Source organism: Mitsuaria sp. GD03876, assembly GCF_029840635.1.
Taxonomy (GTDB): Bacteria; Pseudomonadota; Gammaproteobacteria; order Burkholderiales; family Burkholderiaceae_C; genus Roseateles.
In genome coordinates, this window is record NZ_JAOCCU010000039.1 from 1 (window position 1) to 20539 (window position 20539).

General features: G+C 71.5%; 20 protein-coding genes. 16 read left to right on the top strand and 4 right to left on the bottom strand.

Annotated features, from left to right (window positions below; all coding sequences use genetic code 11):
* The 9 genes from N5D62_RS21305 to N5D62_RS21345 form a co-directional block, all read left to right on the top strand.
* A partial coding sequence (locus tag N5D62_RS21305) for a cohesin domain-containing protein (protein ID WP_279759898.1) occupies nucleotides 1-427 on the top strand: 427 nt, incomplete at its 5' end.
* A gap of 2 nt (nucleotides 428-429) precedes the next feature.
* A complete protein-coding gene (locus N5D62_RS21310; RefSeq protein ID WP_279759899.1) occupies nucleotides 430-972 on the top strand; it encodes a type II secretion system protein in 543 nt (180 codons plus the stop codon).
* A gap of 8 nt (nucleotides 973-980) precedes the next feature.
* Entirely contained in the window at nucleotides 981-1439 is a 459-nt protein-coding gene (locus N5D62_RS21315) for a prepilin-type N-terminal cleavage/methylation domain-containing protein (RefSeq protein ID WP_279759900.1), read from the top strand.
* A complete protein-coding gene (locus N5D62_RS21320; protein ID WP_279759901.1) occupies nucleotides 1426-1887 on the top strand; it encodes a type II secretion system protein in 462 nt (153 codons plus the stop codon). Before N5D62_RS21315 ends, N5D62_RS21320 begins: the two co-directional genes overlap by 14 nt.
* A gap of 14 nt (nucleotides 1888-1901) precedes the next feature.
* Nucleotides 1902-2351: a type II secretion system major pseudopilin GspG gene (gene gspG / locus N5D62_RS21325; protein WP_279759902.1), complete on the top strand. Its 450-nt coding sequence runs from the start codon at nucleotides 1902-1904 to the stop codon at nucleotides 2349-2351.
* Between the two features lie 43 nt (nucleotides 2352-2394).
* Nucleotides 2395-3615, top strand: coding sequence for a type II secretion system F family protein (locus N5D62_RS21330; protein ID WP_279759903.1), 1221 nt, complete (start codon nucleotides 2395-2397; stop codon nucleotides 3613-3615).
* A gap of 38 nt (nucleotides 3616-3653) precedes the next feature.
* Nucleotides 3654-5267 (top strand): GspE/PulE family protein, encoded by a 1614-nt coding sequence (locus N5D62_RS21335; protein WP_279759904.1) that lies wholly within the window; start codon nucleotides 3654-3656, stop codon nucleotides 5265-5267.
* A 10-nt stretch (nucleotides 5268-5277) separates the two neighbouring features.
* Nucleotides 5278-6003 (top strand): hypothetical protein, encoded by a 726-nt coding sequence (locus tag N5D62_RS21340; RefSeq protein WP_279759905.1) that lies wholly within the window; start codon nucleotides 5278-5280, stop codon nucleotides 6001-6003.
* A complete protein-coding gene (locus N5D62_RS21345; protein ID WP_279759906.1) occupies nucleotides 6000-6521 on the top strand; it encodes a hypothetical protein in 522 nt (173 codons plus the stop codon). The genes N5D62_RS21340 and N5D62_RS21345 overlap by 4 nt, the downstream gene beginning before the upstream one ends.
* Nucleotides 6522-6560: 39 nt before the next feature.
* Here the strand turns inward: N5D62_RS21345 and N5D62_RS21350 are convergent, their stop codons facing one another.
* Nucleotides 6561-6896: a hypothetical protein gene (locus N5D62_RS21350; RefSeq protein ID WP_279759907.1), complete on the bottom strand. Its 336-nt coding sequence runs from the start codon at nucleotides 6894-6896 to the stop codon at nucleotides 6561-6563.
* A 234-nt stretch (nucleotides 6897-7130) separates the two neighbouring features.
* Between N5D62_RS21350 and N5D62_RS21355 the strand changes: the two genes are divergently transcribed.
* From N5D62_RS21355 to N5D62_RS21380, 6 genes are all read left to right on the top strand, one after another.
* A complete protein-coding gene (locus N5D62_RS21355) occupies nucleotides 7131-10565 on the top strand; it encodes an FG-GAP-like repeat-containing protein (protein ID WP_279759908.1) in 3435 nt (1144 codons plus the stop codon).
* A 74-nt stretch (nucleotides 10566-10639) separates the two neighbouring features.
* Nucleotides 10640-14647: an RHS repeat-associated core domain-containing protein gene (locus N5D62_RS21360; protein WP_279759909.1), complete on the top strand. Its 4008-nt coding sequence runs from the start codon at nucleotides 10640-10642 to the stop codon at nucleotides 14645-14647.
* Complete coding sequence (locus N5D62_RS21365; RefSeq protein ID WP_279759910.1) at nucleotides 14644-14964, top strand: hypothetical protein; 321 nt, start codon at nucleotides 14644-14646, stop codon at nucleotides 14962-14964. The genes N5D62_RS21360 and N5D62_RS21365 overlap by 4 nt, the downstream gene beginning before the upstream one ends.
* A 69-nt stretch (nucleotides 14965-15033) precedes the next feature.
* Entirely contained in the window at nucleotides 15034-15393 is a 360-nt protein-coding gene (locus tag N5D62_RS21370) for a hypothetical protein (RefSeq protein ID WP_279759911.1), read from the top strand.
* Nucleotides 15394-15468: 75 nt separating this feature from the next.
* Complete coding sequence (locus N5D62_RS21375) at nucleotides 15469-15795, top strand: hypothetical protein (protein WP_279759912.1); 327 nt, start codon at nucleotides 15469-15471, stop codon at nucleotides 15793-15795.
* A 73-nt stretch (nucleotides 15796-15868) separates the two neighbouring features.
* A complete protein-coding gene (locus N5D62_RS21380) occupies nucleotides 15869-16684 on the top strand; it encodes a hypothetical protein (RefSeq protein ID WP_279759913.1) in 816 nt (271 codons plus the stop codon).
* On the opposite strand, the gene N5D62_RS21385 is transcribed toward N5D62_RS21380, so the two are convergent.
* Nucleotides 16653-17324 carry a PEP-CTERM sorting domain-containing protein gene (locus N5D62_RS21385; RefSeq protein ID WP_279759914.1) on the bottom strand — a complete coding sequence of 224 codons (672 nt, stop codon included), beginning with the start codon at nucleotides 17322-17324 and terminating at the stop codon, nucleotides 16653-16655. The genes N5D62_RS21380 and N5D62_RS21385 overlap by 32 nt on opposite strands.
* 323 nt (nucleotides 17325-17647) lie before the next feature.
* Here N5D62_RS21385 and N5D62_RS21390 point away from each other — a divergent pair, with 323 nt between their 5' ends.
* Complete coding sequence (locus N5D62_RS21390; protein WP_279759915.1) at nucleotides 17648-19519, top strand: methyl-accepting chemotaxis protein; 1872 nt, start codon at nucleotides 17648-17650, stop codon at nucleotides 19517-19519.
* Here the strand turns inward: N5D62_RS21390 and N5D62_RS21395 are convergent.
* Complete coding sequence (locus tag N5D62_RS21395; RefSeq protein ID WP_279759916.1) at nucleotides 19464-19787, bottom strand: hypothetical protein; 324 nt, start codon at nucleotides 19785-19787, stop codon at nucleotides 19464-19466. The two genes, N5D62_RS21390 and N5D62_RS21395, sit on opposite strands and share 56 nt — an antisense overlap.
* On the bottom strand, nucleotides 19784-20530 hold the full coding sequence (locus N5D62_RS21400; protein WP_279759917.1) for a sulfite exporter TauE/SafE family protein: 747 nt from the start codon (nucleotides 20528-20530) through the stop codon (nucleotides 19784-19786). The genes N5D62_RS21395 and N5D62_RS21400 overlap by 4 nt, the downstream gene beginning before the upstream one ends.
* Nucleotides 20531-20539: the final 9 nt, after the last annotated feature.

Consider the following 20539-nt stretch of genomic DNA (forward strand, 5'->3'; position numbering starts at 1 on the left):
CGATTTCCCGACGCGCAAGATGCCCTCGCTGTCCCTCGCCGCGCCCGCGCAGGCCAAGGTCGGCGACACGGTCGAGGTCCGACTGGACCTGCGCGACGCCAACCTGCGCGGCCTCATGACGGAGCTGCAGTACAGCGCCGACAAGCTGACGCTGGTCGATGCCGAGGAGGACGAGTACTTCCGCAAGGGCGGCGCGGTGACGAGCTTCAGCAAGCGCGTCGAGCCCGGCCGCCTGAACCTGAGCGTGCTGCGCAACCAGGCCACCGCGACGCCCGGCGACAACGCCGGCAGCGTCTTCAAGCTGCGCTTCAAGACCACGGCCGCCGGCCGCGCCGAGGTGCGCGTCGGCACGGCACAGCCGGTCTCGCTCGAACCCAACGGCGATCGCCCGACGCTGCCGGCGCCCGCCGTCATCGAGGTGAAGTGACCATGACGACGCGCCGCGTGCCCGTTGCCCGACCGCGCCTTGCGCGCGGCGGCGACGGCGCGCGCGCGTTCCGGCGCGGCGCCGGCGGCTTCACGCTGATCGAGCTGCTGGTGTGCCTGGCGATCCTCGGTTTCCTGGCCTCGCTGGCCTTGCCGATGGCGGAGATGACGGCGCAGCGCGAGAAGGAGCGCGAGCTCAAGCGCGCGCTCTGGGAGATCCGCGACGCGCTGGACGCCTACCGCGTCGCGCGCGAAAGCGGCGCGGTGCTCGGGCCGAGCGACCGGCCGCCGTATCCCGCGACCTTGAAGGAGCTGACGCTGGAGGTGGCCGACGCGCGCGCCGATCGCCAGGGCCAGACGATCCGTTTCCTGCGCCGCGTGCCGCGCGATCCGTTCGGCGAGCCAGGCGTCCCGGCCGAGCAGACCTGGGGCCTGCGCGGCTACCAGTCCGACGCGGACAACCCGCAACCCGGCGCCGAGGTCTACGACGTGCACTCCAACTCGCCGGCCAAGGGCCTCAACGGCGTGCCGCTGAAGCAATGGTGAGGACCGTGATGCCCCGCGCCGCGCCCCACGCCGAAGCCCGTTGCCCGAGCGCCGCCGCCTCGGGCGCCCGACCCGTCGCGCGCCGTCGTGGCGCGGCGCGCGGCTTCACCGTCATCGAGCTGCTGGTGGTGCTGGCCGCGCTGGCGCTGCTGCTCAGCGTGGCCGCGCCGCGCTACGTGCAGCATGTGGACCGCGCCCGCGACGTCGCGCTGCGCCACAACCTGCAGACGATGCGCGACGCGATCGACAAGTTCTACGGCGACCAGGGCCGCTATCCGAAGGAGCTGCCGGAACTGGTCGAGCGCCGCTACCTGCGCGCGATCCCGCTCGACCCGGTGACGCAGCGCGCGGACACCTGGGTGGCGGTGCCGCCGCGCGCCGGCGAGGCCGAAGGCGAGGGCGTCTCCGACGTGCGCAGCGGCGCGCGCGAGATCGCCCCGGACGGGAGCAGCTATGCGTCGTGGTGAACGCGGCTACGGCCTGGTCGCGGTGCTGGTGCTGATCGCGCTGGCGTCGATGGCGCTGTCGGTGACCGCGCAGTCCTGGGCCAACGAGTCCCGCCGCGAGAAGGAACAGCAGCTGCTGCGCATCGGCACGCTGTACGTGCAGGCGCTGGAGCGTTACCGGCGCAGCTCGCCCGGCACCGACAAGCGGCTGCCGCAGGAGCTGGAGGAGCTGCTGATGGACCAGCGCTTCGTCGGCACCGTGCGCCACCTGCGCCGGCTCTATCCCGACCCGGTCGGCGGCACCGGCCAGTGGGGCGTGGTGCGCGGCGACGACGGCCGCGTGCGCGGCGTCTACAGCCTCAGCGAGGACGAGCCGCTGATCGACGCCGCGGTGCGCCGCCCGGGGCTGCTGCTGGCGCCGGCCCGGCGTTATTCGGATTGGAAGTTCGTCGTGGACTCCGAGAAATGAGAGACCTGAGCAACATGAAGCACATCGCTCCCTCCCTTCGTCCTGCCCGCGCCGCCCGGCGCGTCCGCGGCTTCACGCTGCTGGAACTGCTGGTGGTGATCCTGATCATCGGCCTGCTGACCGGCATCGTCGGCCCGCGTTTCCTGAGCCAGATCTCGCGCTCCGAGGTGACGACGGCCAAGGCGCAGCTCGACGCGATCGACAAGGCGCTGCAGGCCTACCGCATCGACATGGGCCGCTATCCCGACGCGACCGAGGGCCTGACCGCGCTGGTGCGCAGCGACGTCAACGACCCGCGCTGGCGCGGTCCCTACCTGAAGGGCGAGCTGCCCAACGACCCGTGGGGCATGCCCTACCAGTACAAGCTGCCCTCGCAGGTGCCGGGCAAGGACTACGAGCTGTTCAGCTTCGGCCGCGACCGCGTGGCCGGCGGCACCGGCGACGACGCCGACATCCAGCTCTGAGGCCGCCGTCCCGCCGCTTCCGATCACGACGTCCCCGACCGGCATGAAGCTTCGCGTCCGCCTGCTCGATCCCGTGCGCATGACCGTCAGCGAGGAGCTGATGGAGGCGCCGTCGCGCGAGTCGCTCGGCGCGCGCCTGCCCGACGGCCGCAAGGTGCTGGCCGCCGAGCCGGTGCGCGAGCCCGCCGGCCTGCGCGCCGAGGGCGAGGGAAGCGGCGCGGCCGGGGCCCGCGCGCGCGCGCTCGACATCGCCTGGTGGTGCCAGGAGCTGCGCACGCTGCTGGTGGCGGGGATGACGGTGGTGGAGGCGATCGAGACGCTGCAGGCGCAGTCCGGCGAGGACCGCGCGCGCGCCGAGCTGCAGTCCGCGCTGCTGGCGCAGCTGCATCGCGGCAAGGCGCTGTCGGTGGCGATGGAGGCGCTGGGCCGCTTCCCGATGGTGCTGGTGGCCAGCGTGCGCGCCAGCGAGCGCAGCAGCTCGCTGGCCGAGGCGCTGTCGGAGTACCTGCGGTACCACGAGATGGTCGAGACGCTGCGCAAGAAGGTCGTCAGCGCCGCGATCTACCCGAGCCTGGTGCTGGGCCTGGGCCTGCTGGTCAGCGGCTTCCTGATCGTGGTCGTGCTGCCGCGCTTCTCCTCGATGTACGCCGACCTGCATGGCGAGATGAGCTGGTCCACCCACCTGCTGACGGTCGCCAGCGGCTTCGTGCGGGAACACCGCGTCGGCATCCTGGCCGCGGCCGCGGCGCTGGTGGCGCTCGGCGTGGTGGCCTGGCGCCAGGGCGCGATCCAGCGCGCGGCGATGCGCGCCGCGGGCGTCATCCCGCCGGTACGGCGCGCGCTGCGCGAGTTCCGGCTGGCCAAGCTGTACCACTCGATGACGGTGATGTTCCGCGGCGGCTACACGCTGGACGAGACGCTGCTGCGCTGCGAGGGCCTGGCGCTGGGCGAGGCGATGGACGAGTCGATGCGCACCGCCCGGGCCGCGCTGACGCGCGGCGTGCGCGTGTCCACCGCCTTCTCCGAATCCGGCCTGACCGACACGGTGACGCAGCGCCTGCTCGCGGTGGGCGAGCGCTCCGGCAACTTCGAGCGCGTGCTGCAGACCATCGCCGAGCGGCATGCCGGCAGCTTCGCGGCGTTCATGGACCGCGCCACGCGCATCGTCGAGCCGCTGATGCTGCTGCTCGTGTCGCTGCTGGTGGGCAGCATCGTGGTGCTGATGTACCTGCCGATCTTCGACATCGCCAGCAGCATCCGCTGAGCGCCGATCCCCCGACTTCCGATGAGAGACCTCCGCCGATGACCGCCGATCCCCGCCAGGACTTCCGCGCCGCGCTGCAGGCCGCGCGGCGCCAGGCCGCCCCGGCCGGCGCCGAGTCCGTGCTCGACCACCTGCTGCGCGACGCCGCGTGGCGCGACCGCCTGGGCGCGCTGCTGCGCGAGACCGGCGGCATGGAGATGCTGGCGGCCGGCCAGCGCGCGGTGCCTGACCTGGCGTTGCTCGGCGCGTCCGGCGCGGCGCTGGCGCGGCAGCTGCGCGCGGTGCCGGTGCGCCTGGACGGCGACGCCGACCGGCTGCGCCTGGCGATGGCCGACCCCTGGGACGACAACGCGCTGCGCCGCGCCGCGCAGGCAATGGGCCGGCGCGTGCCCGCGATCGCGGCGACGCGCGCGCAGCTCGACGAGTGGTGCGGCGCGACCGCCGCGCCCGCCGGCGAGGCCGGGAGCGACGCGCCGGAGGGGCCGGTGGTGGCCTTCGTCGACCAGGCGCTGCGCCGCGCCTACGAGGTCGGCGCCAGCGACATCCACTTCGAATGCGACCGTCAGGGCGTGACGGTGCGGCTGCGCCGCGACGGCGTGCTGATGCCGCATGGCCGGATGGAAGGCACGCGGCAGGCGGAGGAGGCGATCTCCCGCATCAAGGTGCTGGCGCAGCTCGACATCACCGAGCGCCGGCTGCCGCAGGACGGCCGCTTCCGCGTCGCGCTGGGCGTGGGCGAGCTGGACCTGCGGGTGTCGGTGATCCCGAGCGTGTTCGGCGAGGACGCGGTGCTGCGGCTGCTGGACAAGGCGCAGCTGCGCGATCCGGCGGACCAGGTGTCGCTGGACCTGCTGGGCTTCGACGCCGCGGGCGCCGCGATGATCCGCGAGCTGGCCGGGCTGCCGCACGGCATGCTGCTGGTCACGGGGCCGACCGGCAGCGGCAAGACGACGACGGTCTACGCGGCGCTGTCGGAGGTCAACAACGGCATCGAGAAGATCGTCACCATCGAGGACCCGGTCGAGTACGAGCTCGCCGGCGTGCTGCAGGTGCCGGTGAACGAGCGCAAGGGCCTGACCTTCGCCAAGGGCCTGCGCGCGATCCTGCGGCATGACCCGGACCGCATCCTGGTCGGCGAGATCCGCGACGCGGAGACGGCGGAGATCGCGGTGCAGTCCGCGCTGACCGGCCACCAGGTGCTGACGACGGTGCATGCCAACAGCGTGTTCGACGTGACCGGGCGTTTCAAGCACTTCGACCTGGACATGTTCGGCTTCATGGCCGCGCTCAACGGCGTGATCGTGCAGCGGCTGGTGCGCTGCCTGTGCCCGCACTGCGTGGCCGACCGGCCGGCGGTGGCGCGCGAGCAGCAGTGGTTCCTCGACACCGGCCATCCGCGGCCGGAGACGATGCCGCGGGCGGTCGGCTGCGATGCCTGCGCGGGCACCGGCTACAAGGGCCGGCGCGTGATCGCGGAGGTGCACACGATCGACGACGGCTTCCGCGACCTGGTCACGACCGGGGCGCCGGTGTCGGCGTTGCGGGAGCATGTGTACCGGCAGGGCGTGAGGACGCTGTCGCAGCTGGGCGCCGACATGGTGAGCCGGCGCGAGACGAGTTCCGAGGAGATCAAGCGTGTGGTGGGCTGGTAGGCGCGCGGGGGTGCGGACGGCGATCGCCTATGCCGGCGAGGGCGCGGTGCGCCTGGCGCAGGGCGGGGTGTTGATGGCGTCGGCGCGCGTGGACGGCCGCGAGGCCGCGCTGGCCGCGCTGGCGGCCGGCTGGAAGGACGTGCCGGCCGGCACGCGGCTGCGTGTCGCGGTCAGCGGCGCGGTGTGCCGGCCCTACCTGCTGCCGGAGGTCGAGGGCGTCACCGGCGAGGCCGACTGGGCCGCGATCGCGGCCTCGCTGGTCGAGGAGTCGACCGGCCTGCCGTCCGACAGCCCGGTGTGGCTGGATGCCGGTCAGGCGTCGCCGCGCCTGGCGGTCGCGATCGACGCGGCGTGGTTGCGTGGGCTGGAATCGCTGGCCGGACGTCGCCTGGAGAGCGTGCGGCCGTGGTGGGCGATGGCGATCGACGCGGCGCGCGCCGCGTCAGCGTCAGCCACTGCATCGCCGTCGCCGGCTGCGGGGGCGGCTGGCGGCCGGCACGGCCTGGCCGTCGCCGACAGCGAGGCGCTGGTGCTGCTGCTGGCCGAGGGCGACACGTATCGCGTGGCGCAGACCTACACGCTCGACGGCGAGCCGGCGGATGCGGTGCTCAACCGCGCGCTGGTCACGCATGACTGGCCGGCGGAGTCGGTGTCGCTCGTCGAATTCGAGGGCGGCGCCTTGCCAGGCCAGGGCGTGGCCGAGGCATTGCCATTCAGCAAGGAGGCCTCGGCATGAGGGCGCTGAAGGTGGAGTTCGCGCCCGCGCGACGGCCGCTGGCGGCCTTGACCGCCTGGGCCGTGGCCTGCGCGCTGGTGACCGCGGGGCTGGGCGTCGGTGCCTGGCGGGCGTGGGAGCGGCGGCAGGACCTGGCCGCGGCGACCGCGCGCGATGCCCAGGAGACGGCGCGGCTGCAGGCCACGCTGCGCGAGCGGGCTGACCGAGCGGCCGCGTCGGCGGTGCCGCCGAGCTACGCGCGCGATGCGTTGACCGTCGCCCGCACGGCGGCCTTCCCGATGCAGCCGGTGTTGCGCGCGTTGGAGACGGTGGCCGTCGACGGCGTCCGGGTGACCGGCATCGAACTCAACGCCGCGCGCGGCGGCGCCGACGTGACGCTGGAGTTCGACGACTACAAGGCGTTGCTCGCCTATCTGGAGTTGCTCAACGAGGGCGAGACGGTGCAGCGCTGGTCGCTGGTGCGCGCCGAGGCGTCGGGCACGCGGCGCCAGGCGGTGATCCGGTCGACCTGGTCGTGAGCGGCGCGGGGCCGGAGCCGGCCCGCGCGCCGCTGCCGATCAATACAGCACCATGTAGTCGGGCGACCCGTAGACCGCATTCTTCGCGCTGCAGTTGTCCAGCGTGGGCCAGTAGAAGGTCAGCGGCCGGTCGGCCAGCTTGGCCGACAGCATCATCGCCAGGGCGTTCTTGTTCTTCTCCGGCGTGCCCCAGTTGATCTGGCACCAGCCGTTGCTGCAGGTGTTGTCGGTCTGGAAGAAGATGCCGCCGTTGCTGTGCAGGATGGCCATGCTCACGCGTTCGGTGCAGTGGACGCCGGCCTGCGCCAGCGGGGCATGCAGCGTGGCGCCGAGCGCCAGCGCGGCGAGGGTGGAACGGATCAATGCGCGTTTCATGAGAACTCCCTGGGGTGTCGTGTTTGAAAAATCCGGCGCGGATTTTGGCAACGACTGGCACCGCTGGATGGCGATTTGATCGGTGTCCCCCGTCAGGGGGAGGAGGGTTCCCTAATACCGCCGGGATCCCGTCGGCCTAGGATCCGCCATCCGCCTCCCCAAGCGTCCGCAGTTGCGCGAGGAGGCGATCGAGCCGGCGCTTCCCCGCGCGGCCCGCTCCCAGGGAGGGATCACATGGATCGGATGGCAAGCGCGCCTCGGCGCGTCGGGCTGGCGCTGGCTGGCGCCTTGTCGAGCGTCCTCGCCGCGACCGGCGCGCTCGCGCAGGTCAGCGTCTCGAGTTCCGGCAACCCCGCGTACGGGCAGGCGATCACCGTGCCGCCCGGCATCGGCGGCATGCAGCCCAACCTGAGCCTCATGTACGCCGGCGGCGGGCTCAACGGTCCGGTGGGACATGGCTGGTCGCTGCAGGGCATCTCGACGATCACGCGCTGTCCCGGCACGCGCTACACCGACGGGCAGCCGCAGGGCGTGGTGTTCGGCCCGGCCGACAAGCTGTGCCTCGACGGCCAGCGGCTGATCCAGACGGACGCGGCGGGCAACGTCGTCGCGTTCCCGCAGGTCGACGACGCCCGGGGCCTGTCCAGCGGCTGGCGGGAGTACCGCACCGAGAAGGACAGCTTCGTGCGGGTGCGCGCCTACGGCACCACCGGCAGCGACACGGCCAACGGCCCGCAGCACTTCAAGGTGTGGACCAAGTCCGGCCAGGTCTACGAGTACGGCAACTCCCCGGCGGCCGATGCCAACACCCAGGCCTCGGTGCTCGCGCAGGGCAAGACGGCGGCGATGGTGTGGGCCGTCGCGCGCATCAGCGATGCCGTCGGCAACTACATCGACTTCAAGTACGAGAACCGCGAGGTCGCCTGGGGCAGCAAGATCTGGGGCGGCGCGGGCATCGGCCGGGAGTGGAACGTCAAGGAGATCCAGTACACCGGCAACGGCGCCCAGCGCCCCCGCAACAAGGTGGTGTTCCGCTACAGCGAGCGGCTGCTGGACGCGGCCGAGTCCTACCAGCAGGGCGCCAAGAACATCAGCCGGCGCCGGCTCGACGCGATCGACACCTACGTCAACGCGCCGGCGGCCGAGCTCGTGCCCGATGGCGTCACGCCCACGGGCGGCGTCTTCGTCAAGCGGGTGCGGATCGATTACGCCAACGGCGGCCTGACCGGCCGCGCGCGCGTGGTGGCGATCGCCGAGTGCGTCGATCAGGCCGGCACGCGCTGCATGCCGCCGGCGCGCTTCAACTACGCCCCCGGCAGCGCCTACCGGGTGGCGTCGACCAGCTTCAACCTGGCGTCGACCAAGCTCTCCTCGATGGACAGCAAGTACGGCGTGATGGCGGGGGACTTCAACGGCGACGGCCGCACCGACCTGATCCGCTGGGCCGAGAACGCCGGCGAGACGCAGCTGCTGCAGAGCAACGGCGACGGCGGCTTCAGCGGCGTGACGACCTCGCTGACCTCGGCGGGCGCGCTGAACCGCGCGGACGGCTGCGTGTCGTCGACGGTGGCGGACGCCAACGGCGACGGGCTCGTGGACATCGTCCGCGTGTTCAACGACCGCAACGCGAGCGGCGGCTCGTGCGGCCAGACGCCGCGCGCCGAGTTCCTGATCAACCAGGGCGGCGGGACCTTCGCCGTCCAGCAGCTGCTGGACACCGGCAACGCGCAGATCGCGTTCAAGCGCCAGGTGTCCAACATCGAGACGCGCGACTACTGCGGCGCCGTCGCGTCGGCGGGCACGGCCCCGGGCATGCACGACGTCGCGTTGGCGCTGGCGGTGATCTGCAACGACACGCCGCGCACCGGCCGCGGCTGGTCCGACGGCGCCACCTACTACTTCATGGACGTCAACGGCGACGGGCGCCTGGACATCGTGACGACGGTCCTGCAGGCGAAGTACCCGACCGATCCGCTCGAGGACTACATGCCGCCCGACGTCATGCCCGGCTGCGCGGGCTGCACCAAGGTCTACCTGGCGCAACCGGACGGCCGCTTCGCGCTGACGCCGTCCAACGTCGACAACACGCCGCTGTATTCGGACCCGGGCCGGTTCGGTGGCTTGAACTCCTGGTCCTTCGTCCGGGACACCAATGGCGACGGGCTGTCCGACCTCTTCGCCGCCGGCGCGCCGGGCAACTATCGCAACTGGGTCTCGGACGGCCGCGGCAACTTCAGCGACGGCGGCTACCTCGGCGACGACACCTGCACCACGCCGCTGGACTTCAACGGCGACGGCCGCGCCGACTGCCTGAAGGCGGCCATCACCGCGACCGGCAACCAGCTGACGGTGGCGTACGCGAGCTACTCCGGCGGCGTGTCCAACTTCAACCTCCGCGCCGCGGGCCAGGAACTGGGCAGCAACGGCAAGAACGTGGTGGGCCAGAACTTCGGCGTCTACGCGACCGACGTCAACGGCGACGGCCGCGACGACCTGATCCGCTGGCACGACAACGCCGCGCTGAACCGGCTGTACCTGTCCAACGGCGACGGCACCTTCGGCGAGGCGCCGATGAGCGCGCTGGGCGAGATGAACTCGATGATCCTGGGCCAGAGCGACGGGACCTACGACCTGCTGATGGGCGACTTCCGCGGGCTGGGCTCGGTGGAGTTCCTGCGGATCTCGCGCAACGCGCCGGACCTGAGCGACCTGAGCAAGAAGAACAAGCTGTTCGTCCTGTCCGACACCGCGACGCCCGACCGGCTGGTGAGCTTCATCTCGCCGACGGGGCTGAAGACGACGGTGAACTACGAGCCGATGGGCAGCGGTCGCGTCGTCAACGACGCCGGGACGCCCGACCGCGCGCAGTACCCGCTGGCCGACGTGATGATGGCCGGGCAGATCGTCGCGTCGCTCGACCAGGAGTCGGGCGCCGGCGCGCAGACGGTGCGGACGGAGTTCGGCTACCTCGGCATGAAGGCCGCGGTGGACGGCCGCGGGCTGCTGGGCTTCCGCCGCACGGTGCAGCAGAACCCGGCGGCCAACGGCGAGCCGGTGAGCATCTGGACGGACTTCCTGCTCGCCGAGCCCTACGCGGGCGTGGCCAAGCGCACGCAGACCCGGCGCGGCGGCTGGGGCAGCCCCAATGCCGCGCTGCTCAGCCAGACGGAGAACTTCTACTGCGACCGCACGTCGGGGGCGAATCCGGACTCGGCCACGATCGACGCGCCCTGCGCGACGGCCGCCAAGGTCACGCGGCCCTACCTGCGGCGCAGCATCGAATCGGGCTGGGACCTGAACGGCACCGCGCTGCCGGTGGTCACGACGGTCAGCGACTACAACGACTTCGGCGACGCGACCCAGGTCGTGGCGACGACCTCGGGCTCGGTCGCCGGCCTGCCCGGCCAGACCGCGACGCGCACGAGCACCAACACCTACTGCGCGCCGGACTCGGCGGGTTGCGCCAACAAGATCTCGGGCGACAACTGGATCCTGGGCCGGCTCAGCCGCGCGACGGTGGCCAACGCGGTGCCGAGGCTCGTCGACACGCTGACCGCGAGCGCCGGCAGCTCGCCGACGGCCACGGCCACCAGCGGCAGCCAGGCGGTCAACCCGCCGGCGAATCCGGCGGTGCTCTCGGCCATCCTGCAACTGCTGCTGGACGACTGAGCGCGCGACGCGCCCCCCGACGGAACCTCGACAAGAACCACATGTCCGACGGCGTCGGACCAGGGAGAGCAAACATGCGTGCACTTCGGCTCGCGATGTCCGGACGGTCCGAGGGCGGCCGTGGCGCCTGGCGCTCGGCGGCGCTCGCCGCGATCGCCCTGGCGGGCATGACCGCCGCCCAGGCGGACCCCTACAGCTACATCCGCACCAGCGCCTTCACCTACAAGGCCAACGGGCTGCTCGAGAGCGAGACGGTCGAGCCGGACCAGCCCAACCTGTGCGCGACGACGACCTACGCCTACAGCGACGCCTTCGGCAACCGCACGGCCAAGACCACCTCGAGCTGCGCCGGCGCGTCGACGCTGGCGCAGTTTCCCGCGCGGGGCTCCACCGCCGACTACGGCACGCAGACGCTGACCGTCGCGGGCGTGCCCAATGTCGTCGTGCCGCTGGGCGCGTTTTCGACGTCGGCCGCCAACGCGCTCGGCCATCCCGAGACGCGGGTCTACGACCCGAGGTTCGGCGTGGCCACGCAGATGACCGGGCCCAACGGCGTGGCGACGTCGTGGACCCTCGACGAGCTCGGCCGCAAGGTGCTCGAGACCCGCCAGGACGGCACCGCGACCGCTGTCTACTACTGCTGGACCAAGGTCTACGACCCCGGCGCGGGCGGCCTGGTGGCGGCCACCACCGGCAACGCGCCGCTCAACAGCGCCGGTTGCCACAACGGCAGCTCGCCCGCGATCCCGTCGCCGCAGGCGGGCGAGGAGCCCGCCGACGCGGTGCGCTACGAACACACGGTGACGCGCGTGGGCGGCACCGCGGTGTCGGGCTTCGGGCGCATCTATTACGACCGCGCGGGCCGCAAGATCCGGACGGTGGCGGAAGGCTTCGACGGCGGCGCCTTCGCGGGCACGTCGCGGCTGGTCGTGCAGGACACCGACTACAACGCGTTCGGCGTGGCGGTGACCTCGACGCAGCCGTATTTCCTGGCCACGGGCGCGTCCATCACCGGCGGCGGCGCCTACGGGCTGACGATGACCGAGTACGACGCGCTGGGCCGCGCGGTGACGGTGCACACCGCCGAACCGGCGACGGCGCAGCAGGCCGGCGGCAACGGCGGCACCGTGGGCGTGCCGGGGCGCGGATCGCGGCAGATGGCGCGCACCAGCTTCGCCTTCGACGGCAACCGGGTCACCGCCATCGACGACAAGGGCCGGCAACGCATCGACGAGAAGGGCCTGGACGGCCAGATCGTGCGCAGCACCGACGCGATGGGCGCCCAGGTGCTGCAGCAGTACGACGCCTTCGGCAACCTGGTCGTCACCCGCGATCCGTTGAACAACCGCATCGTGGTCGAGTACGACACCGGCGGCCGCAAGGTCTCGATCAACGATCCGGACGGCGGCGTGACCGTCTACTGCTACGACGCGCTGGGTCAGCTGAAGGCGCAGCAGACGTCCGCGATGCGCGGCGGTCATGCGCCGCAGGGATGCCCGGCCGTGGCCTCGGCCGGCACCGCGCCGGCGGTGGCGGGGTGGACGACCTTCGCCTACGACGCGCTCGGACGGATGGTGAGCCGCGCGGAGCCGGAGTACACCAGCGCCTGGGTCTACGACAGCTGCGCCAAGGGCAACGGCAAGCTCTGCCAGAGCAGCACCAGCCACGGCGTGAGCCGCCGCATCACGTATGACGGCGTGGGCCGCGTGGCGAGCCAGCGGACCGACGTCGCGGGCGAGCTCAGCGCGGCGACGGCGGTCAGCTACGACGCCGCCGGCCGCGTGCTCACGCAGACCTATCCGACCGGCGTGACGCTGCGCTACGAGTACACCGCGCGCGGCTTCCTCAACACGGTGAAGCTGGACACGCAGGCGGTGATGAACGGGGCCACGCTGGCGGCGGGCACGGTGCTGTGGACCGCCAACGCGTTCAACGCCTGGGGCCGCCAGGAACAGGCGACCTACGGCAACGGCGTGGCCACGCGCGGGCTCTTCGACAGCCAGACCGGGCGCGTCACCGGATTGACCGCCGGGCCGGGCGCGGCCAATTCGGTGGTCAACCAGTCCTATGTCTGGGACAGCGTGGGCCTGCTGACCAGCCGCCTGGACCGCATCGGCGACACCGGCGTGGTGGAGGTGTCCGACGGCTTCGCGTACGACGCGCTGGGACGGCTGACCGCCTATGCGGTGTCCGGCGGCGGCGGAGGGCGGACGGTCTCGCTGCAGTACAACGCGCTGGGCCTGCTGCTGTCCAAGAGCGACGTCGGCAACTACAGCTACGGCGCGCAGGGCGTCGCCAACGGCCGGCCGCATGCGGTGCTGGGCGTCCAGAACCAGGGCCAGAACTTCGGCTACGACCTCAACGGCAACGCCACGTCCGCGAGCGGCGGCAAGTGGCGGACGGTGAGCTACACCAGCTTCAACATGGCCGACGCGATCTCGGGCGCCGGCCCGGCGAGCAGCTGGAAATATGACGACGGCCATCAGCGGATCAAGGAGACCAAGGCCGGCCGGGTCACCTGGTACCTGCATCCGGACAACGCGGGCGGCCTGAGCTTCGAGCGCGAGGTCGCCGCCGACGGCACGCCGAGCAACCGGCACTACCTCAACGCCGGCGGCCAGGTGATCGGCGTGCTGGTGACCGCGGGCGCGCTGCCGGTTCTGGACGCGGCGGCGACGGCGCCGCCGGTGGCGGGATCGGTCGCCGCGCGCAAGCTGGAGTACTGGCACAAGGACCAGCTCGGCAGCCTGATCGCGACGACGGACCACGCCGGCAACGTCACCGCGCGCTATGCCTACGACCCCTTCGGCAAGCGCCGCTACACCGACAGCCGCTACGACCCCTACGGCAACCTGGTGGTGGATTGGCGCACGGACGGCGGACCCGGCACCGACCGTGGCTTCACCGGCCATGAGCACCTGGACGACTTCGGCATCGTCCACATGAACGGGCGGCTGTACGACCCGACGCTGGGTCGGATGATGCAGGTCGATCCGTTCGTGCAGGACATGCTGAACCTGCAGAACTACGACCGCTACGGCTATTGCTACAACAGCCCGCTGGTGTGCACCGATCCGTCGGGGTACTCCTTCCTGTCCAAGCTCTGGAAGAAGATCTGGAACAACAAGATCATCCGCACGGTGATCATCGTGGTGGTGGCGTACTACACCGGCCAGTGGGCGCTGGAGCAGTACGGCGCGAATGTCGCGGCGACCTCGGGTTACCAGGCCGCGACGGCCGCCGCGGCCAGCAGCAGCACGGCGCAGGGCGCGTTCCTGGCGTTCGAGCATGCGTATGCGTCGGCGTACGCGTCGGCGATGAGTTCCTGGACCGCGGGGGCGGTGGCCGGCGCGGCCGGCGGCTTCGCCGGCGCGCTGGTGGCGACCGAGGGCAACGTGGGCAAGGCGCTGCGGGCCGGGGTCGCCGGCGCGGTGACCGGTGGCGTGGGCGCGGCGTTCGGCTCGGGGTATTCGGTGTCGCGCGTGGCGGCCACCGCGGTCGCCAGCGGCGTGGGCAGCGCGGTGCAGGGCGGCAGCTTCTGGGACGGCCTGCGCTCGGGCGCGCTGACCTCGGCGATGTCCTACATCAACTACACGCTGCGCCAGGAAATGATCGAGCAGTCGCGCATCAACGGCAACAACGACGGCGGGGACACCCTGAGCCGCGGCATGTTCGGCGACAAGTTCAAGCTCGCGGGCGGCCGCGTGTACGACCTGGCGTCACCCGACGAGAAGTACGGGAAATGCAGTGTCCTGGGGTGCTGGCAGGCGGGGCCGGGGTCGGTCTTCGGCATCCCCTACTCGAATGGCAGCGTCACGGACATGGTGCTGGAGTCCTTCGCGGGGCCGCACGACAAGGCCAACTCCTACTGGTGGTATGTCCTGACGCCGGAGCAGGTGCTCAACGGGGAGGGCATGATCGGCAATGCATTCAAGGCCAACCATTACCTGGGCTGGGACAAGTGGGTGGACTTCGCGACGAACTACACGACGAGCCTGATGCTGGCGGCGCCGCTGGCGGCCGGGCCGATCATCGAGCAGAGCCACACGCTGCCGATCGTGACCAAGGGGCACAAGCGGTGACACCGATCGGGCGCCGGTTCGTCGTCGCGGCCTGGATCGCCGCGTCGGCGGGCTGCGCCACGACCTTCTCGATCGAGCCGCAGCTCAACGCGATGATCGGCGTGTACGTGGGGGAGTCGCGGCTGGCGCTGAACGCGTCGTCCCGGAAGCTGGTCAGCGACGACGGACATCGCCGGGTGATGATCTACAGCCACTTCAACAAGTGCCAGTACATCCTGGAGATGGACAGCCAGACCTTCGTCGTGCTGTCGTGGACGTACGTCAGCCACGAGGCGATGTTGTCGTGCCGCCGGCAGCCGGCGCCGGTCTACGTCTAGCCGTCACGCATCGATGCGATGATGCGCGCCCAGAAGAATTCGCTCCTCGAGGAGCCCAGGGAGGAAACCATGGATACCCGCGCCCGACGCGCGCTGGCCGGCCTGGCCGCGAGCGTCCTCGTCCTGAATCCGCTGGCGGCGAACGCCATCTCCTGCACCGGCCAGATCGGCTATCTCGGCTACGACCAGAACCGGGCCGTCGTGATCGCCAACGGGACCAACATCCACACGATCTGCAGCTCGACCGCGCAGGGCAACTTCCAGATCAACACGACGGCCTGCAAGGGCTTCTACGCCACCTTGCTCGTCCACCGCCTGGCCGCCAAGCCGGTGACCATCTACTACAACGACCCCGCGCTGACGTCATGCTCGCAGATCGGCTCCTGGAGCAATCAGCCGAGCGCGTACTTCATCCAGATGGCGGATTGAAGCGAGCCCTGTCACCAACCGCTGCCTGTCGATGCAATCCTGACATTCATTCCGCCACCGATTCAGGACATACACATGACCAAGTTCCTCGCCATCGGCGCGCTCGCGCTGCTGACCGCCTCGTCGGCTTTCGCCGGCAGCCAGTCGGGCCGCATCAAGACCGTGACCCTGCGGGCTTCCGACGGCCTTGTCTACTTCGTCCTGGACGGCCCGCGCGTCGAGCGGCCGGGCTGCAACACTGGCGACTACTGGATGATCAAGGACGAGAACTCGCCCGCCGGCAAGCGCCAGCTGGCGCTGCTGCTCGCCGCGCGGACCTCGCAGCAACCGATCAGCGTCGTCGGGACGGGCACCTGCACGCGTTGGCCGGACGGCGAGGACGTCAACGAGATCTACATGTGATTCGGTTCGACGAGCCTGGCGTCCCCCGCACATGGGCGTGAAATGCCCACTTCAGCGGGCGATCGTCGACGCATTGACGGCGGCCGGCATGGCCGTTCCGGCGCGGATCCTCCATGTGATCGAGCACCTCGGCGCGGACTTTCCCGAGGCCTTGCCGCCCATCTCGGACGTGCTGTCCGAGGTGCTGCTCGAAAGGCTCTCCGTCAACGGCGTCGCGTGGCTCTGGCAGGCGCGCGACCGGACGCTGCGGGACTACGTCTCTCCGCTGCTCGACGAGATGACGGTGGCGATGGTCCGCCAGGCCACCTGGATCGAGACCCGCTGCGCCGCGACCCTGCCGGCCTCCATCGATCCACGGCTCTCGGTCTTCGCATCGAAGGCCCATGTCGACCCCGTCGGCATGCAGGCCTCGGAGCGCCGCTCGATGGACCAGGTCGAGCAGGAGCGGCGGCACCTCATCGAAGGCATCGCGTCCGTCGCGCCAGACGCCACGCGCGCCGACCTGCAGGACCATGTGCGCGCGTCGGCGACCGCGTTGGGCCTGCCGGTCACCCTAGCGCGGGGCCGTCGCAAGGATCGCTTCGAGATGCCGCTCGGCCGACTCGTCGGCAGGCCCGTGCGCGGTGTTGTCGAGGCCACGCATGGCGCCGGCAAGCCTTACCTGGACCTCTCCCTGCTGACGACCGACGATGGCGGCGCGCCTCGAGGCCGCTTCGGCCTCGAGTTCGTCGTCATGCCCTACGGGCGCCACTACCTACGTCAATGTGACGCGAGGCGGGACACCTGGCTCAACATCCGGTTCGGCCTGGTCGTCTTCGCCGCGATCGCGCGCTGGATCGAGGAGGCCGACGACGGCCTCAGCCCACCCGCGACCGCCGCCTCGCGATGACCCCCAGCAGCCCGACCCCCGCGATCATCAGCGCGTAGGTCGACGGCTCCGGCACCGGCATCACCAGCCAGGTGCCACCGCCCAGTCCGGCGCCGCCCGCGGCGAAACCGTCCTGGTTCCCCGCGGAAAAGCCGTCCTGCGCGTTCGAGGTCGCGATCCGGGTCACGTCGTGCCGCCCCGTCGGCAGGATGTAGTAGTCCTGCAGCCAGATGTTCCAGCTGGTCGGCCGGCCGCTGGCATCGACGCCGCCGATGCTCAGGTCGCCCGACAGCTCGTGCCAGACGCTGCAGCACACGGTGCCTCCCGGCACCAGCGGCGTGGAGATGGCGAAGTGGTGCCCCGGGTCCTTGTCCGATTGCACCGACAGCCGGAACCAGTTCACGTCGCTGAGCGTCGTGCCCGCGGTCAGCGGCGCGTCGTCGACCACCTCCACGATGATCCGGCCCGTCGTCGAGTAGTCGTAGAACGGCGACTCCGGCGGCAGCAGGAAATGGCTGTAATGGATCGGGATGTCGTTCCCGATGTAGACGTACCGGAACTCCTCGGCCATGGCCGACGTCCCGGCGGCCAGCAGCACGCCGGCGCAGGCCAGCGCGCGCGCGAAACGAGTGCCGGCCATTCGCTTGAGCAAGGTCTTCATTGAATCTCTCCCTGTGCGGTGGATGGCTGAAATACCGCGCCTCCAACGGTAGGAGAGGCCTCGCCACCCGTCCATGCGCCGCCGGCGCGTTTCCAGGGACAGCACGACCGCGTTCCCGCGACATCCCGGCACGCCCTCCGGCACGCCCGTTGCCGAGGCCCGCGTCCGTCGGTGCGATTGCCGCCACGCGCTCCCGCGCCAGCGTTAAAAAACCCCGCTTCCCGGTCGCCTCCTCGGAGGCGCTCCTGGTTTTCCCGGAACTGTAACCATCCATTGCAAGACTCGCGGCGCCCTGAAGTACCGGCCTCCCCAGGTCCCGCCCGATGTCCCTCAAGCACCGCCTCGTCGCCGTCGCCCTGTTGTGCGGCGCCGTCTGCCTCCTGCCGACCGCCCAGCTCGGCCTCAACCTCCTCGGTGCGTTGCGCACCGTGCAGACCCAGCGCACCGCGCTGCCCGCCCACCAGGCGTGGCAACGCGTGATCGCCGATCTCTCCGAACACCGCCTCGCCTCCGCGACGGCGTCCTCGCATCCCGAGCAGGCCGCCGCCCGCGAGGCCGCCGCGGCCAAGCTGGACAAGGCCTTCGATGCCGTCGTCGTCGAGCTCGCCCCGGTCCGCAATGGCGACGCGCTGATCGCGCAGGCCAACCAGCTGCGCGAGCAGTTCAAGGCGCTGCACGGCAAGGGCGTGAACCAGATGCTGCAGGTCCAGTCGCCGCAATACCGCGCGTTGATGGACGGCCTGTTCGACGCCGTCTCGCAGTTGAACGCGCAGTCCGGCCTGGTGATGCAGCCCGAGGGCGCGACCTACTTCAACGTCGTGGCCGGCCTGCAGGTCGCGCCGCAGCTGACCGACACGCTGGCCGAGCTGGGCGCGATCGCCACTGCCGCCGCCGTCGACGACGTCGCCGCGGTCGGCAATGCCGCCGGCCGTTATCGCGCGGACCTGCGGCAGCTCAACGCGGCGTTGCGGCAAGCCGCCGCCGCGGATGCGGAACGCGCCGCCGACTACGCCGAGACGCTGCGGCGCGTCGAACAGCAGCGCCAGGTCGTGCTGGAGGCGCTGGACGCCTCGGCCAAGGACGTGAACTACCCGCTCGATCAGCTGGTCGCGACGCTGAAGAAGGGCGCCGTGCTGCAGTCGGAGCTGTCGGCGCGCGTGATGGACACGCTGTCCCAGCGCCTGGACGACAGCGAGTCGGCCGTCGCGCACCGCCTGCTGCTGACGTCGATCGTGGTCATCGGCGGCCTCGCCGCGATGGGACTGCTGCTCTGGCGCACGCTGCTCGGCGTCTGGCGTCCGATCCACGAGGCCGAACAGCTCACCGAGCGCATCGCCCAGGGCGACCTGACGGCCGAATCGTCGTGGCACACGAACGACGACCTGGGCCGGATGCTCGATGCGATCCGCTCGATGCGCGACCGCTTGCGCGGGCTGGTGACGCAGATGCAGGTCGCCTCCGGCGAGATCCACGGCGCCGCCGACGAGATCGCCGCCGGCAACCAGGACCTCAGCGTGCGCAGCGAAAACGCCGCGGCGCGCGTGCAGGCGGCCTCGAGCAACGTGCAGGGCCTGTCCGAGACGCTGGACGGCACGGCGCAGGCCTCGGCGCGGGCCCGCACGCTGGCTGACGAGGCCAGCGCCAGCGCCGCCGCCGGCGGCCGCCTGGTGCAGGGCTTCGTCGACACGATGAGCTCGATCGGCGCGAGCTCGAAGCGGATGTCGGAGATCGTCTCGGTGATCGACGCGATCGCGTTCCAGACCAACATCCTGGCGCTGAACGCGGCCGTCGAGGCGGCCCGCGCCGGCGAGCAAGGACGCGGGTTCGCGGTCGTCGCGGCCGAGGTGCGCAACCTGGCCAAGCGCAGCGCCGACGCGGCCGGCGAGGTCAAGGTGCTGATCGGCGAATCGGTCACGCGCGTCGAGCGCGGCCAGGCCGAGGTGCTGACCGCCGGCGAGGCGATCACCGGCATCGAGCGCGGCATCGGCGCGGTCAGCGCCGAGATCGAACGCATCGCCCACGAGATCGCCGATGAGGCGACCAGCCTGCAGCAGCTGCGCGGCACCTTCACCGACGTCGAACGCATGGTCCAGCAGAACGCCGCGCTGGTCGAGGAGGCCGCCGCGTCGGCCGCGTCGCTCAACGATCAGGCGGAGCGGATGAACGAACTGGCGTCGGCGTTCCGGCTGAGCTGAGCGGGACGGCGGGCGTCGTCTCGGCCCTTGCTTGGGTCCGCGCCTCGGCGACCAGCCAGGCGCGGGCTTCGTCGAGCACGTCGACCAGCTCCGACGAGGCGACCTGGATCGCGAAGGCCGACGGTGTCGTCTCGGCGCCCTCGGCCGGGTGCGCCGGCTCGACACCGGCGGCGCGTTCCGCGTCCTGCAGCCACAGCGCGAGACGGTAGGCGCGTTCCAGCAGCGCGGCCAGCGCGCAGCGTCCGTCGTGGTCCGCGCCGGCGTTCACAGCGCGCGCCACAGGTTGGCCGCGCCGAGCGCGATGAACACGAGGAACAACGCGCGCTGGAAGGTCGCCGCGCTGATGCGCGCCCGGACCGCGGCGCCCAGCACGAGCCCGCCGACCGCGGCCGCCAGCGCGACGAACGCCGGGACCGAGAGCAGGGTGCCGCCTTCGAAGGCATGCAGCCGCGTGGCCAGCGCCAGCGTCGCGACGGTGAAGGACAGGCCGAGCGCCTGGATCATCGTGTCCTTGTCCAGGCGCAGCGCCTGCAGGTAGGGCACGAGCGGCAGCACGAAGACGGCGGTCGACGCGGTGACGAAGCCGGTCGCGAGCCCGGCGGCCAGGCCGATGCCCCATGCGCCGCGGGACACCTGCGGCACGACCGGTTTCCAGAGGCCCCACAGGCCGTAGACGACGAGGATCGCCCCGAGCGCGAGCCGCGCGTCGATGGGCGCCAGCGTGCTCAGGTCCGGGCTCCAGACGGTCGTCGCGATCATTCCCAGCCACACCGGCCAGAGCGTGGCGATCAGCTTCCGCCACGCCGGCCCCTGGCATTGCGCGACGTTGGTCACCAGCGACGGCATCACCAGCAGCGCGGCGGCCTGCGCCGGCGCCATCCACAGGCCCAGCAGGCTCATCGCCACCGTCGGCAGGCCCATGCCGGTGATGCCCTTGACGCCGCCGGCCAGCACGAAGACGAGGCCGATGCCGAGCCAGGGCGCGAGCGCCGCGAAGGAAGGGGTGTCCATGCGGCGCAT

What these genes read in the sequence shown, in the direction of transcription:
- N5D62_RS21345 (WP_279759906.1), top strand. Translation starts at nt 6,000, where the DNA reads ATGAGGGCGCTGAAGGTGGAGTTCGCGCCCGCGCGACGGCCGCTGGCG.
- N5D62_RS21385 (WP_279759914.1), bottom strand. Translation starts at nt 17,324, where the DNA reads ATGAAGACCTTGCTCAAGCGAATGGCCGGCACTCGTTTCGCGCGCGCG.
- N5D62_RS21400 (WP_279759917.1), bottom strand. Translation starts at nt 20,530, where the DNA reads ATGGACACCCCTTCCTTCGCGGCGCTCGCGCCCTGGCTCGGCATCGGC.
- N5D62_RS21320 (WP_279759901.1), top strand. Translation starts at nt 1,426, where the DNA reads ATGCGTCGTGGTGAACGCGGCTACGGCCTGGTCGCGGTGCTGGTGCTG.
- N5D62_RS21390 (WP_279759915.1), top strand. Translation starts at nt 17,648, where the DNA reads ATGTCCCTCAAGCACCGCCTCGTCGCCGTCGCCCTGTTGTGCGGCGCC.
- N5D62_RS21370 (WP_279759911.1), top strand. Translation starts at nt 15,034, where the DNA reads ATGGATACCCGCGCCCGACGCGCGCTGGCCGGCCTGGCCGCGAGCGTC.
- N5D62_RS21360 (WP_279759909.1), top strand. Translation starts at nt 10,640, where the DNA reads ATGCGTGCACTTCGGCTCGCGATGTCCGGACGGTCCGAGGGCGGCCGT.
- N5D62_RS21310 (WP_279759899.1), top strand. Translation starts at nt 430, where the DNA reads ATGACGACGCGCCGCGTGCCCGTTGCCCGACCGCGCCTTGCGCGCGGC.
- N5D62_RS21355 (WP_279759908.1), top strand. Translation starts at nt 7,131, where the DNA reads ATGGATCGGATGGCAAGCGCGCCTCGGCGCGTCGGGCTGGCGCTGGCT.
- N5D62_RS21335 (WP_279759904.1), top strand. Translation starts at nt 3,654, where the DNA reads ATGACCGCCGATCCCCGCCAGGACTTCCGCGCCGCGCTGCAGGCCGCG.
- N5D62_RS21375 (WP_279759912.1), top strand. Translation starts at nt 15,469, where the DNA reads ATGACCAAGTTCCTCGCCATCGGCGCGCTCGCGCTGCTGACCGCCTCG.
- N5D62_RS21330 (WP_279759903.1), top strand. Translation starts at nt 2,395, where the DNA reads ATGAAGCTTCGCGTCCGCCTGCTCGATCCCGTGCGCATGACCGTCAGC.
- gspG (WP_279759902.1), top strand. Translation starts at nt 1,902, where the DNA reads ATGAAGCACATCGCTCCCTCCCTTCGTCCTGCCCGCGCCGCCCGGCGC.
- N5D62_RS21350 (WP_279759907.1), bottom strand. Translation starts at nt 6,896, where the DNA reads ATGAAACGCGCATTGATCCGTTCCACCCTCGCCGCGCTGGCGCTCGGC.
- N5D62_RS21315 (WP_279759900.1), top strand. Translation starts at nt 981, where the DNA reads ATGCCCCGCGCCGCGCCCCACGCCGAAGCCCGTTGCCCGAGCGCCGCC.